The sequence below is a fragment of the Micromonospora cathayae genome, from assembly GCF_028993575.1.
GTDB lineage: Bacteria > Actinomycetota > Actinomycetes > Mycobacteriales > Micromonosporaceae > Micromonospora > Micromonospora cathayae.
Window position 1 is genome coordinate 1,461,429 of record NZ_CP118615.1, and the last position, 13,311, is coordinate 1,474,739.

10 protein-coding genes are annotated in these 13,311 nt (G+C 73.5%); 2 read left to right on the forward strand and 8 right to left on the reverse strand.

Features of this window, described 5'->3' with window-relative positions; all coding sequences use genetic code 11:
- Positions 1 to 222: 222 nt before the first annotated feature.
- The 8 genes from PVK37_RS06775 to PVK37_RS06810 all read right to left on the reverse strand — a co-directional run bounded on the left by PVK37_RS06775 (position 223) and on the right by PVK37_RS06810 (position 10,494).
- Positions 223 to 366 carry a hypothetical protein gene (locus tag PVK37_RS06775; RefSeq protein WP_275032901.1) on the reverse strand — a complete coding sequence of 48 codons (144 nt, stop codon included), beginning with the start codon at positions 364 to 366 and terminating at the stop codon, positions 223 to 225.
- A 215-nt stretch (positions 367 to 581) separates the two neighbouring features.
- Positions 582 to 2,111, reverse strand: coding sequence for a dihydrolipoamide acetyltransferase family protein (locus PVK37_RS06780; protein WP_275032902.1), 1,530 nt, complete (start codon positions 2,109 to 2,111; stop codon positions 582 to 584).
- Between the two features lie 5 nt (positions 2,112 to 2,116).
- Positions 2,117 to 3,106 carry an alpha-ketoacid dehydrogenase subunit beta gene (locus PVK37_RS06785; RefSeq protein ID WP_275032904.1) on the reverse strand — a complete coding sequence of 330 codons (990 nt, stop codon included), beginning with the start codon at positions 3,104 to 3,106 and terminating at the stop codon, positions 2,117 to 2,119.
- Positions 3,106 to 4,293 (reverse strand): pyruvate dehydrogenase (acetyl-transferring) E1 component subunit alpha, encoded by a 1,188-nt coding sequence (gene pdhA, locus PVK37_RS06790; protein ID WP_275032905.1) that lies wholly within the window; start codon positions 4,291 to 4,293, stop codon positions 3,106 to 3,108. Before pdhA ends, PVK37_RS06785 begins: the two co-directional genes overlap by 1 nt.
- Before the next feature lie 643 nt (positions 4,294 to 4,936).
- Positions 4,937 to 5,437 carry a hypothetical protein gene (locus PVK37_RS06795; protein ID WP_275032906.1) on the reverse strand — a complete coding sequence of 167 codons (501 nt, stop codon included), beginning with the start codon at positions 5,435 to 5,437 and terminating at the stop codon, positions 4,937 to 4,939.
- A 229-nt stretch (positions 5,438 to 5,666) separates the two neighbouring features.
- Positions 5,667 to 6,878 carry a hypothetical protein gene (locus tag PVK37_RS06800; protein WP_275032907.1) on the reverse strand — a complete coding sequence of 404 codons (1,212 nt, stop codon included), beginning with the start codon at positions 6,876 to 6,878 and terminating at the stop codon, positions 5,667 to 5,669.
- Between the two features lie 119 nt (positions 6,879 to 6,997).
- Positions 6,998 to 8,701, reverse strand: coding sequence for a GTPase (locus PVK37_RS06805; protein ID WP_275032908.1), 1,704 nt, complete (start codon positions 8,699 to 8,701; stop codon positions 6,998 to 7,000).
- On the reverse strand, positions 8,698 to 10,494 hold the full coding sequence (locus PVK37_RS06810) for an ABC transporter (protein WP_275032909.1): 1,797 nt from the start codon (positions 10,492 to 10,494) through the stop codon (positions 8,698 to 8,700). Before PVK37_RS06810 ends, PVK37_RS06805 begins: the two co-directional genes overlap by 4 nt.
- Positions 10,495 to 10,691: 197 nt before the next feature.
- On the opposite strand from PVK37_RS06810, the gene dnaK reads away from it, so the two are divergent.
- Together dnaK and grpE are read left to right on the forward strand one after the other, a co-directional pair.
- A complete protein-coding gene (gene dnaK, locus PVK37_RS06815; protein WP_275032910.1) occupies positions 10,692 to 12,548 on the forward strand; it encodes a molecular chaperone DnaK in 1,857 nt (618 codons plus the stop codon).
- A gap of 42 nt (positions 12,549 to 12,590) precedes the next feature.
- Complete coding sequence (gene grpE / locus PVK37_RS06820; RefSeq protein ID WP_275032911.1) at positions 12,591 to 13,271, forward strand: nucleotide exchange factor GrpE; 681 nt, start codon at positions 12,591 to 12,593, stop codon at positions 13,269 to 13,271.
- The last annotated feature ends 40 nt before the right edge of the window (positions 13,272 to 13,311 follow it).

Below are 13,311 nucleotides of genomic sequence, written 5' to 3' on the forward strand. Positions count from 1 at the left end.
GTGACCGGGGAGCACCGATCGTCACTCCCTGTCGCCGTGCGGTGTCGAGCAGTTTCTATCTGCCCGAGCCCCGTCGGCAGGGGACGGTGACGACCGTGCCCCACCGTACCGGGCGCGCCCACATAGGTGGAATCCCGGTGCCAGACGGGGTGAAACGCCGACGGCCCACCCGGAGGACCGGGTGGGCCGTCGATCTGGAGGAGGTGAGGAAAGTCTGCTGCGTCAGCGCATGCTGATGTGACGCTGGGCGATGGCGAGGATCTCGTCGCGGACCGCGGGCGAGTTGGCGGAACGCAGCGCGTGCTCGATGGCACGGGCGCGGCGGTTGGCGTCGCGGCGGTTGCGGATTCGCTCGATCATGCTCATGGGTCTCTCCTCCTGGCTATTCGGTTGTCAGCCCGTCGTGTCTCCATTCAAGCGCACATCCGCGCCGAACGCCATTGATTCTTAGGTGAGCTGAGACACCCGCCTAAGGATCGAAGGTGAAGGGCTGGTTGAGCCGAGGTTTCTCTTGAGCCAACGGTAACGGCCGGTGTGCCGGGAGTTACCCCGGCGCACCGGCCGTGTCGGCTATCCGTCCCTCACGTCCAGGCGAGCAGCGCCGCCTCCGGATCGGTGAGGAAGTCCCCGATGTCACGCAGGAACTTCGAACCCAGCTCCCCGTCGATGATCCGGTGGTCGAAGGAGAGACCCAGCGTGGTCACCTGACGCGGCCGGACCTTGCCCTTGTGCACCCAGGGCATCTCCCGGACCGCGCCGAACGCCAGGATCGCCGACTCGCCCGGCGGCAGGATCGGCGTACCGGTGTCCACCCCGAACACACCGACGTTGGTGATGGTCAGCGTGCCGCCGGACATGTCCGCCGGGGACGTCTTCCCCGCCTTGGCCGTCTGCACCAGCGCGGTCATCGCGTCGGCCAGCCCACGCAGCGAGAGCCGCCCGGCGTCCTTGATGTTCGGCACGATCAGGCCGCGTTCGGTGGCCGCCGCGATGCCCAGGTTGACGTACTCCTTGACGACGATCTCGTCGCCGGCCCAGGTCGAGTTGACCATCGGGTGCCGCTGGACGGCCAGCAGCACCGCCTTGGCGACCAGCAGCAGCGGCGAGACCCGGACGTCCCGCCACTCACGCCTGGCGCGCAGCCGGTCCAGGGCCTTCATCGCCCGGGTCACGTCGACGGTCAGGAACTCCGTCACGTGCGGGGCGGTGAACGCCGAGCGGGACATGTTCTCGGCGGTGAGCTTGCGTACCCCCTTGACCGGGATGCGCTGCTCGCGGTCCGCGCCGAAGCGGGCGGCGGAGGTGGCCGCCGGGGCCGACGTGGTCACCGTGAGCGGCTCGGCCACCGCCGGGGCTGCGGCGGCCCGCTGGACGTCCTCCCGGGTGATCGAGCCCAGCGGACCCGAACCGGTCAGCGCGGCCAGGTCGACGCCCAGGTCCTTCGCCAGCTTGCGGACCGGCGGCTTGGCGAGCACCGGCCCGCCGACCCGCCCGTTGCCGTTCACCGGCACGGCGACCGTCGGAGTGGCGACCACCGGCGCGGTGGCCGGCGACGCGGCGACCGGCGCGGGCGCGGCGGGAACGGCGACCGGCGCGGGCGCGGGTGCGGCCGGAGCGGCCACCGGGGCCGCCGACTGGGCGGGTACCGGGGTGGACTTGCGTGGCCGGCGCTTCGCGGCCGTGGTACGCGGGCCGTAGCCGACCAGCACCGCCGTCCGCCCGCCCGGGGCCGGCCCACCGATCAGGCCCGGCTCGACCGCGCCCTCGGCCGGCGCGACCTGCACCGCCGCCAGCGACGCCGCCGACGGGGTGGGCAGCTCGCCGCTCGGCGTACCGGTCGTCGACTGCTCCAGCGGCCCGGCCCCCGGGTCGGTGTCGATCGCGATGATCGGCGTACCGACCTCGACCGTCGAGCCCTCCGGGTGGAAGATCGCCTGCACCTGCCCGGCCCACTTCGCCGGGATCTCCACCGCCGCCTTGGCCGTCTCGACCTCGACGATCGGCTGGTTCAGCTCGATGACGTCGCCCACCTTGACCAACCAGGCGAGGATCTCGCCCTCGGTCAGCCCTTCGCCCAGGTCGGGCAGGTTGAACTCCTTGATCCGCGACATGCCGCTCACCAGCCGAACGCGCGGTCGACGGCGTCGAGCACCCGGTCCAGGTCGGGCAGGTACTCCTCCTCCACCCGGGCCGCCGGGTAGGGGGTGTCGTAGCCGGTCACCCGCAGCACCGGGGCCTCCAGGGAGTAGAAGCACTCCTCGGTGACCCGGGCCGCGATCTCCGCGCCCAGCCCCAGGTTGCCCGGGGCCTCGTGCACCACCACGCACCGGCCGGTACGGCGCACCGACTCGAACACCGGGGCCAGGTCCAGCGGGGAGAGCGTGCGCAGGTCGACGACCTCCAGCTCCCGGCCGTCCTCGGCGGCGGCCGTCGCCGCGTCCAGGCAGGTCCGCACCATCGGGCCGTACGCGAGCACGGTCGCGGCCGTGCCGGGCCGGACCACCCGGGCCGCGTGCAGCGGGTACGCCTGGTCCAGCGGGGCGTCCAGCTCCACCGGCCCCTTCTCCCAGTACCGCCGCTTCGGCTCCAGGAACACGATCGGGTCGTCCGAGGCGATGGCCTGCTGGATCATCACGTACGCGTCCTGCGGGTTGGCGCAGGAGACCACCTTCAACCCGGCGGTGTGCGCGAAATACGCCTCCGGCGACTCGGAGTGGTGCTCCACCGCGCCGATCCCACCCCCGTACGGGATGCGGATCACCATCGGGATGCTGAGCTTGCCGCGCGAGCGGTAGTGCATCTTCGCCACCTGCGACACGATCTGGTCGTACGCGGGGTAGACGAAGCCGTCGAACTGGATCTCGCAGACCGGCCGGTACCCCCGGATGGCCAGGCCGACCGCGGTACCGATGATCCCGGACTCGGCCAGCGGGGTGTCGATCACCCGCTGGTCGCCGAAGTCCTTCTGGAGCCCGTCGGTGATCCGGAACACACCGCCGAGCTTGCCGACGTCCTCGCCCATGATCACGACCTTGGGGTCGTTCTCCAGGGCCCGGCGCAGGCCGGTGTTGAGGGCCTTGCCGAGGGTGAGCGTCTCCGTGGTCATCAGTGCCCACTCCCCTCGAACGACGCCTGGTACCTCGCGAACTGCGCCCGCTGCTCGTCCAGCTCCGGCGAGCCGCCCGGGTAGACGTGGTCGAACATGGTCACCGGCTCCGGGTCCGGCATCGCCAGCACCCGCTCCCGCAGGTGCACCGACTCGGCCTTCGCCTGCTCGTCCACGGACGCGAAGAAGTCCGCGTCGGCGAGCTGCTGCTTCTCCAGGAACGCCTTCATCCGGGCGATCGGGTCCTTGGCCTGCCAGGCCTCGACCTCGCTGGCGATCCGGTACCGGGTCGGGTCGTCGGAGGTGGTGTGCGCCCCCATCCGGTAGGTGTACGCCTCGATCAGGCTCGGGCCCTGCCCGTGCCGGGCGTTGTCCAGCGCGTGCCGGGTCACCGCGTACGTGGCGAGCACGTCGTTGCCGTCCACCCGTACGCCCGGGAAGCCGAAACCGGCGGCCCGGCGGTACAGCGGGACGCGGGTCTGCCGCTCCAGCGGCTCCGAGATCGCGTACTGGTTGTTCTGGCAGAAGAAGACCAGCGGCGCGTTGAACACGCTGGACCAGACGAACGCCTCGTTCACGTCGCCCTGGCTGGTGGCACCGTCACCGAAGTAGGCGATCACCGCCTCGCCGTCGTCGCCGCCGGTCTTGCCGTCCATGGCGACGCCCATCGCGTACCCGGTCGCGTGCAGGGTCTGCGCCCCGATCACGATCGTGTACATGTTGAACTTGAACTCGTTCGGGTCCCAGCCGCCCTGGTCGACGCCGCGGAAGAGACCGAGCGGCATGATCGGGTCGATGCCCCGGCAGTAGAGGACGCCGTGCTCCCGGTACGTCGGGAAGGCCATGTCCTGGGTACGCAGCGCCCGCCCGGAGCCGACCTGGGCCGCCTCCTGACCGAGCAGGCTCGCCCACAGGCCCAGCTCACCCTGGCGTTGCAGGGCGGTCGCCTCGGCGTCCAGCTTCCGTACCAGCACCAGGTCCCGGTAGAGGCCGCGGTACTCGTCGTCGGTGAAGTCGACGCGGTACTCGACGCCGTCCGGGCCGGTGACGCTGTCGATCCGCTCCCCTTCCGGGGTGAGCAGCTGCACCAGTTCCGGGTCGCCGGCACCCTTCGCCGTGGTCCGCTTCGACCTGGGTGCGGCGCGTCTGCCGCGGGTGGTGGTGACCCCGGGGTCGCCCTTTGCCATCCGTCTCTCCCTGTCATGTCTGCGTCGGCACCGGGGATTGCCCGGCCGCGCAACTCGTGCGCCCGCCCGGCAGGTGCCGGGAGGTCTCCTGGCAGCCGCGCCTGGCCCCTTTGTGGGGGTTGCCGTGCGGCGTGAGCCGGATTCTGGCCGAACCCGGTTCGGGAGCGCCGGCAGCCGACCGCGCCTGTCGCGGGGTACGCGAAGACACGGCTGCGTCGCCGTCGTAGGTCCATCCTCGCAGAGGAGGTGAGCGGGCCCACACCACGCCCGCCCCGATCAGCGGACAGCTGTCGGATTCCCGGCTTCCGGACGACCCGTCCGGCCTGGTCGGGGCGGTCCGGGCCGGGTGCTCCGGGCGGCCGATTCAGCCTGGTCGGGGCGGTCCGGCCGGGTGCTCCGGGCGGGCGGCCCCGACCGGCGGGGCAAAAGGTGTGTCGACACGCTGTACGGGGGTGGCGGACTCAGCGTGACTGGTTCAGGCTGAACCAGGGGAGAAGGTCGTAAAAAGTGTGGCTCGTCCGGTTGCCTTTCCGGACCGACCCCGTACCCGGCCGGAGCGAGCGAGGAGTCCGTAGGTGTCCGAGAGCGACGGTCCCAGTCCTCCGCTGCTCGGTCGGCACCGTGCTCCGGGAGGGGAGGTCGGCTACCGCCGGCTCGTCGGCGCGCACCGGGCCTCGGGGGCACCCGGCCCGACCCGGGGGTACCTCTTCACCGTCGCCCTGCTCGCCGGCACCGCCTCCATGCCGATCATCGCCGCGCTCAGCGCCGGGTCGGCCACCGTCGGCGGCACCAGCCCGCCGGGCACCAACACCCCGTTCATCCCGACACCCTCGCGGGGCCCGGTGGTGATCACCTCACCCGGCGGGCCACGGTCGACGGTGCCGCCGACCGCCCCGTCCGGCACCGCCAGTCGATCCCCGGCCGTCCCGGGGTACCCGACCTCCGTGCCCGGCCCGGACGGCGTACCGCCGCCGTGGCCGCGGCCCCCGGCGCCGTCTGGGCCGGCCCCCACCCGGCCGGCCACGCCCCGACCGACCCCGACGCCCCGACCGACCCCGACCCCCGGCCCGACCTCGGCACCCTCCCCGACCGTCGTGCCCGTACCGGGCCAGCCGTCCACCCCGGCGCCGACCCCCTCCGCCACCCGGCCCTACCGGCCGGAGCGCCCGGTGCCACCGGTGTCGCCCAGACCAACCTGGCCGTCCCGGTCGACCCACGGTGCCACCGTCGCCGCCCCCGTCCCGGCGGTACGGTGACCGCCGGCCTGATCCGGCCCGGCTACGGCCGGTGGCTGGCCAGGGACGCGGCACCGGCCGCAGCCGGGGCAGCCACCGGAGGCACCGGATGTCCCCGGACCGGACCCGCCGGGCGGCTCAGTCGTCGGTGAGGTGGTGGCGGTTGGCCTCGATCCAGGCGTGCAGGGCCGCCGGGTCGTCCGGGTCGACGCCGTCGGCCATCAGCTGGGCGACCGCCGCCGTCGCCGGGCTGCGGCGCTCACCGGTGCTGTAGAGGCGGGCGAACTCCGGCACCATCTCCTCGACCGCGGCGTCGGTCTGGTTGGCCGCCTGCTCGGGCAGGCCGCGCCGGCGGGCGGCGTACCCGGCCCAACTGCGCAGCACCCGGGGCAGCAGGGCGGCGTCGTCCATGTCCAGCACGGCCCGCCGGTGCACCCAGTCGAGCAGGAACAACTCGGCCACCACCGGGCTCCACCGCATCGGGTCGGCGTCCGGGAAGCTGGCCGCGTGGTCCAGCAGCAGGCTCAGGCAGAAGTGCAGCGACGCCAGCTCGGGGCCGTCCACGGTGTCGAGGCCGAACCGGGCGGCCTCCGGTGAGGCGAGGAACTGCCGGACCAGCTCGGTACGCTCCGCCGGGGAGAGCGGCTCACGGTCCCCGGGGGCCCGTCCCGGGCCGGGCAGCAGGGCCAGCCGCGCCCCGGCGAGCGCCCGGTCGGTGGCGAGCGACCCCTCACCGGGCAGGTTGCCGAGGTCGTCGGTGACCGCCAGGTGGCGGACCACCTCGCCGTGCAGCCGGGCCGGGTCCTCGGTACGGAACCAGGTCATCTCGTCACCGGCGCACATCTGCCGGACCTGCTCCAGGATCCCGGCGGCCGGGCCGCCGACGAAGATGTCCTTGGTGATGCCGATGTTGTGGTCGACCAGGGCGACCACGGCGTGCTCCGGACCGCCGGCCGCCTCGTCGTAGGCGAAGGTGGCCAGGTAGGAGGTCTGGTCGCCGTACACGTCGCCGTACGCCCAGCAGCCGGTGACGTGCACCCGCCCCAACTGGTCGGACCAGGACGGCGCCTGCGCACCGGGCTTGACCCGGTCGGCGCCCTCGGCCTCCGGGACGAGCCGGGCGAAGACCTGGCGGATCGTGGTGGCCGAGGCGGTCCGCCGCCGGGACGTGGCGGCGAGGAAACCGCTCACGAACTCGCGGACGGCCGTGTTGCGGTCGGACTCGGCGACCGCGTAGACGCTGCCCAGCAGCGCGGTGCCGAGCATCTCGGCGTCGAGGGCACAGTCGAGCCGGCTCACGTCGCGGGCAGCGTGCAGGACCGCGTCGTAGGGGGTGTGAGTCGTGGCCATGGATCGACCCTACGCCGCCGGAACCCCCGGGACAGGAGGGCCGGCGGCACTTCTTCCCCCGCCGGTGTCACTTCTTCCGCAGGTGTTCCGGCTCGCCCGCAGGCGTTCCGGCCGCCGGGTCAGGTCGTCCGCGTCGCGGTACGCAGGGCCTCCCGGGCTCCGGCGTAGGCGGCGAGCACCTCCCGGGCCGGGACGAGCACGTACTCCTCGCCGACCCCGGCGACCGAGGCGGCGAGCCGTTTCTCCGCGCGTACCCGGGCCCGGCGGGCCGCCCAGCGCACCACCGGCCGGGTCACCAGCGCCAGCAGCAGCCCGGCGAGCAGCCCGCCGAGCAGCAGCAGGGTCGGCAGCGGGACCTCGCCGACCATCGGGTTCTCCAGCTCGGGCAGGCCGAGGGCACGCAGCGCGTACCCGAGCACCAGCCAGGCCAGCCCGGCGAGCGCGGTCAGGGTGACCAGCCACTGGAGCCCGCCGACCAGTCGCCACCACACCGGGCGCTGCGGCACCCCGAGGTCGGTGCCGGCGACGGCCCGGTCCAGGGCGTCCGGCACGTCACCGAGCCGGGACCGGGCCGCGCTGGTCACCGCCGCCGGCCACGGCGCCGGCAGACCGGCACCGGCCCGGTCGGCCACCGCCCGGACGGCCAGCCCCAGCGCCGACCGCTGGGCCGCGGTCGGATCGGGTACGGAGGTCGCGGCGAGCAGGCTCTGCGCCGGCTCGTCGGGGTCCTTCTCGCCGGCCGCGTCCGGCCCGGGCAGGTGCAGCCGGCGCAACGGGTCGGGGCGCAGCCGCCGCCAGCCGCGTACCACCGGCCAGCCGGTCGCCCCCGCCGCCCGGTGCCGGTACGCCTGCTCCACCGCCGCGGTCACCGCCGGCACCCCGGCCACCCCGGCCAGCGCGCCGGTCAGGCCCCGGGTGGCGGCGTCGTCCGGACCGGTACCGGCCGGCTCCGGCCCGACCAGGTCGGCCAGGCGCTCGACGACGGTGTCGATGTCCCCGGAGAGTCGGCGCAGGGCCGCCTGCCGCTCGGCGACCGTGTCCTCCAGGGCGGTCCGCAGCGCGGTGGTGCCGTCCGGGTCCACGGCGGTGGTGGCGAGCAGCGGCACTCCGGTCAGGCCGTCGGCGTCGAGCAGCCGGCGCAGGTCGTCGAGGACCCGGGGCAGCTCGGCGGCCGGGAGCCGGTCGGCCTGGTTCAGCACGACCAGGGTGACGTCCCTGTGCCGGTGGAACTCGCGCAGGTACGCGGTGTGCACCAGCCGGTCGGCGTACTTCTGCGGGTCGACCACCCAGACGACCTGGTCGACCAGGCCGAGGAGGCGGTCCACCTCGAGCCGGTGGGTGCGCTGCACCGAGTCGAAGTCGGGCAGGTCGAGCAGGACCAGCCCGTGCAGGCCCGACTCGTCGTCGCCGTCCAGGGCGCTCTCCCGGATGAACCGGTGCCGGGGCAGCACCCCCACCCAGTCGAGCAGCCGGGTGGCACCGTCCAACTGCCCCCAGACGCAGGCGTGCGCCACGCCGGTGGTGGGGCGGCGCACCCCGACCGGGGAGAGGTCCAGCCGGGCCAGCGCGTTGAACAGGCTGGACTTGCCGCTGCCGGTGGCCCCGGCCAGGGCGACCAGGGTGTGGTCCCGGGACAGGGCCAGTCGGGTGCCGGCCCGTTCGACCAGGGTGTGCGCCGGGACCAGCCGCTCGTCGGGCAGGTGACCGTCGACCACGGTCAGGAAGTCGCGTACCGCGTCCAGGCGGGTGATCAACCGGTCCGGGTCGACCCGGGCCGGCCCGCCCCGCAGCGCCCCGCGCACCCGGCCGACGATGCCGGTCACCGGGTCACCCTCAGGTCGCTGTGGTCCCGGGCCGCGGCCACCCGGGCGGCGGCGGTACGCAGGTCGGCGGCGGTCTCCGCGTCCGGGCGGGCGGCGGCGGTACGGCCGAGGTACCGTTCCGCCTCCTCGTCGAGCAGCACGTCGACCCGGTCCAGCAGATCGGCGCGGGCCTGCCGGGCGAGGTTGCGGACCGCCTGGTCACCGAAGATCGCCTGGAGGACGGCCTGCGCGGCGACCGTGGTGCCCGCGCCGGTGGCGACCTCCAGCCCGGTCGGCACGAAGGCGGTGGAGGCGAACACGGCGATCATCACGGCCAGCCCGGTGGCGTTGACCGCGTACGCGGCCGTCCGGGCCACGAACCGCTTGTCGCCACCCTCGGTACGGACCAGGTCCAGCACCCCGCGCTGCCAGTCGCGGACCAGGCGTTCGGCGCGTTCGGGCAGGTCGGCGGAGGCGTGTGCCAGCTCCGGTTCGAGCAGCGCCGCCCCGGCCGGGTGGGCCCGCCACCCGGTGTACGCGTTCTCCGCCGCCTCGGCGGCCACCCCGCGCAGCAGGGTGACCAGTTGCGACTCGATGGCGTCGCGCAGCTCGGTGGCCGGGGCCGGTCGCCCGGTGACCGCGGCGACGAGCCGGTCCCGGAGTCGGCCGATCCGGGCCTCCAGGGTGCGGAAGAACTCGCCGGTGCCGACGAACTCCTGCCAGCGGGCGAGCACCTCGCCCCGGAGCAGCCGGCCGTCGGTGAGCCCCTGTTCGACGGTGCGCCGGGAGGCGCGGTACGCGGCGCGGACCCGCTCGTCGAGCGCGTCGGCGGCGGTGGCCTGCTCGTCGGCGGCCTCGGCCAGTACCTCGGTGATCGGGCCGAGCGCGGCCAGTGCGCCGTCCAGGGTCTGCCGGACCACGGCGGCGCGGGCCTCGGCGTCGGCGGCGAGCCGGGCGAACCAGTCGCTGAGCGGCGCGGTGACCTGCTCGGGCAGCAGCCCCTGCCCGTCGACCTGGGTCTCGGGGAGCACGAACAGCGGGGCCGCGCCGAGGTCGTGGGTGGCGAGCATCTCGGCGAGGTGGGCGGCGACCTCGTCGGCGGCCTCCGGGGGCACCCGGTCCAGGACGAGGGCGATGGCCGCGCCCCGGGCGCGGGCGTTGTGCAGCAGCTCCCAGGGGACGGCGTCGGCGTACCGGGCGGCGGTGGTGACGAAGAGCCACAGGTCGGCGGCGGCGAGGAGCTGCCCGGCCAGGGCCCGGTTGGCGTCGACCACCGAGTCGATGTCGGGCGCGTCGAGGAAGGCCAGGCCGGGTGGCAGGGCGGGCGCGGTGACCAGTTGCAGGGCGCGCGGGTCCTCGCTGGGCTCGCTGGTGCGGGTCAGGCCGGGGAGGAGTTCGCCCTGCCGGAACCAGCCGGAGTCGGCCGGGTTGCAGACCAGCACCGGGGACCGGGTGGTCGGCCGGAGCACCCCGGCGGCACTGACCCGCGCCTTGACGAGGCTGTTGACCAGGGTCGACTTGCCCGCGCCGGTGGAGCCGCCGACCACCACCAGCAGTGGGGCGTCGAGGCGGGCGAGCCGGGGCAGCAGGTAGTCGTCGAGCTGGTCGGTCAGCGCGGCGGCGTTGCGCCGGGCCGGGTCGGCCGACGGCAGGTCGAGGGGGAACCGGGCGGTCGTCGTCGCGGCGCGCAGGCCGGCGAGGGCGGCCGGAAGATCGTCCCCGGGTGTGCCGGGTGGCTCCTCGGTGGCTGGTCCGGTGCGGGCGGCGACGGCGGGCGTGCCAGGTCCGGTGGCCGATTCCCCGTGCGTCGTCACCGCTAAAGCGTGCCCGACCGACGCAAGGGAAGACAACCGAGGGGTCGATGTGTTGCAGGTTGCGTCTGGTCGACTCAACCTCGACTTGACGATCCTGATGGGCGTGGCACTATTGAGTCAAGTCCACTCAACTTGCGGTGGGTGCTCTCCGGGCGGTGCCCGTCACCTGCTCAACGTTACGAAGCGAGGAAGCGAAGATGGCACGTGCGGTCGGTATCGACCTCGGCACGACGAACTCCTGCGTCAGCGTTCTCGAGGGCGGTGAGCCCACCGTCATCGCCAACGCTGAGGGCTCGCGGACGACCCCGTCGATCGTCGCGTTCGCCCGCAACGGCGAGGTGCTCGTCGGTGAGGTCGCCAAGCGTCAGGCGGTGACCAACCCGGACCGGACCATCCGGTCGGTCAAGCGGGAGATTGGCACCAACTGGTCCGTCGACATCGACGGCAAGAAGTACACCCCGCAGGAGATCTCGGCCCGGACGTTGATGAAGCTCAAGCGGGACGCCGAGGCGTACCTGGGCGAGCAGATCACCGACGCGGTGATCACCGTCCCGGCGTACTTCAACGACGGCCAGCGGCAGGCCACCAAGGAGGCCGGTGAGATCGCCGGCTTCAACGTGCTGCGGATCGTCAACGAGCCCACCGCCGCCGCGCTGGCGTACGGGCTGGACAAGGGCTCCAAGGAGCAGACCGTCCTGGTCTTCGACCTCGGTGGCGGCACCTTCGACGTCTCCCTGCTGGAGCTGGCCGAGGGCGTCGTCGAGGTCAAGTCCACCAGCGGTGACAACCAGCTCGGTGGTGACGACTGGGACCAGCGCATCATCGACCACCTGGTGAAGACCTTCCGGGGCGAGCACGGCATCGACCTGTCCCAGGACAAGATGGCCCTCCAGCGGCTCCGCGAGGCGGCCGAGAAGGCCAAGATCGAGCTGTCCGCCGCCACCACCACCAACATCAACCTGCCGTACATCACCGCCGGATCGGCCGGCCCGCTGCACCTGGACGTGACGCTCAGCCGGGCCGAGTTCCAGCGGATGACGCAGGACCTGCTGGACCGCTGCAAGGGCCCGTTCGAGCAGGCCGTCAAGGACGCCGGCATCAAGATCGCCGACGTCGACCACGTCATCCTGGTCGGCGGCTCGACCCGGATGCCGGCCGTGACCGACCTGGTCAAGCAGCTCACCGGTCGGGAGCCCAACAAGGGCGTCAACCCGGACGAGGTCGTCGCCGTCGGCGCCGCCCTCCAGGCCGGTGTGCTCAAGGGCGAGGTCAAGGACGTCCTGCTGCTCGACGTGACCCCGCTGAGCCTGGGCATCGAGACCAAGGGCGGCATCTTCACCAAGCTGATCGAGCGCAACACCACCATCCCGACCAAGCGCTCCGAGGTCTTCACCACCGCCGACGACAACCAGCCGTCGGTGCTCATCCAGGTCTTCCAGGGTGAGCGGGAGATCGCCGCGTACAACAAGAAGCTCGGCACCTTCGAGCTGACCGGCCTGCCGCCGGCGCCGCGCGGCGTGCCGCAGATCGAGGTCACCTTCGACATCGACGCCAACGGCATCGTCAACGTGCACGCCAAGGACCTGGGCACCGGCAAGGAACAGAAGATGACGATCACCGGCGGCTCCTCGCTGCCGAAGGACGACATCGAGCGGATGCGCCGGGACGCCGAGGAGCACGCGGAGGAGGACAAGCGCCGCCGCGACGAGGCCGAGACCCGCAACGTGGCCGAGGCGCTCCAGTGGCAGACCGAGAAGTTCCTCGCCGAGAGCGGCGACAAGCTGCCCGCCGAGAACCGTGACCAGATCAACGAGGCGCTCGGTGAGCTGCGTGGCGCGCTCGGTGGTCAGGACATCGAGAAGATCAAGTCGGCCCACGAGCGGCTGGCCACCGTCTCCCAGCAGGCGGGCTCGCTGCTCTACGCGCAGCAGCAGGCCGAGCAGGGCGGCGAGCAGCCGGGTGCCGCCGGCCCCGGGGGCACGCAGGCCGGCCCCAAGGCCGGTGCCGACGACGTGGTCGACGCCGAGATCGTCGACGAGGACGGGAAGAAGTGACCTCCCGCCCGGTCACCACGGCAGAGGGATTGAGGTAGCCGCATGACGGACAAGCCACGAGCCGCCGAACCGGAGGACACTCCGGGTTCGACGCCGGGCGACCCGGTGGAGCCGACCGGCTCCGCCGGGGCCGACGCCGGGGCTGCCGGGGGCCTGGTCGAAGAGGCCGAGGTCGTGGTCGACGAGATCGAGATCGAGTCGACGGCGGTGGAGACCCCCGCGGGTGCCGCGCCCGTGGTGGACGCCCCCGCCGAGCCGGCCGACGGTGGCCCGGCCGCCGCCCCGCTCGGCGCCGAGCTGGCGGCGCTCCGCTCCGAGCTGGAGGAGCGCACCCGGGACCTGCAACGGGTCACCGCCGAGTACGCCAACTACCGCAAGCGGGTCGAGCGGGACCGGGCCCTGGTCGGTGAGCAGGCGACCGGTGCGGTACTGACCGCACTGTTGCCGATCCTCGACGACCTGGACCGGGCCCGTGAGCACGGCGACCTGGTGGGCCCGTTCGGCAGCGTCGCCGAGCAGCTCACCACGGCACTGGGCAAGTTCGGTCTCACCGCCTTCGGTGAGCAGGGCGACCCCTTCGACCCGACCCGGCACGAGGCGGTCGCGCACCAGACCTCGGCCGAGGTCAGCGAGCCGACGTGCGTCCAGGTGATGCGCCGGGGCTACCAGCTCGGCGAGCGGCTGCTGCGGCCGGCGATGGTGGCCGTCGCCGACCCGGAGTAGCCGCCGACCCGGAACAGACGAGTGGACCCGTGACCGGGCC

What these genes read in the sequence shown, in the direction of transcription:
- PVK37_RS06780 (WP_275032902.1), bottom strand. Translation starts at nt 2,111, where the DNA reads ATGTCGCGGATCAAGGAGTTCAACCTGCCCGACCTGGGCGAAGGGCTG.
- dnaK (WP_275032910.1), top strand. Translation starts at nt 10,692, where the DNA reads ATGGCACGTGCGGTCGGTATCGACCTCGGCACGACGAACTCCTGCGTC.
- grpE (WP_275032911.1), top strand. Translation starts at nt 12,591, where the DNA reads ATGACGGACAAGCCACGAGCCGCCGAACCGGAGGACACTCCGGGTTCG.
- PVK37_RS06775 (WP_275032901.1), bottom strand. Translation starts at nt 366, where the DNA reads ATGAGCATGATCGAGCGAATCCGCAACCGCCGCGACGCCAACCGCCGC.
- PVK37_RS06800 (WP_275032907.1), bottom strand. Translation starts at nt 6,878, where the DNA reads ATGGCCACGACTCACACCCCCTACGACGCGGTCCTGCACGCTGCCCGC.
- pdhA (WP_275032905.1), bottom strand. Translation starts at nt 4,293, where the DNA reads ATGGCAAAGGGCGACCCCGGGGTCACCACCACCCGCGGCAGACGCGCC.
- PVK37_RS06785 (WP_275032904.1), bottom strand. Translation starts at nt 3,106, where the DNA reads ATGACCACGGAGACGCTCACCCTCGGCAAGGCCCTCAACACCGGCCTG.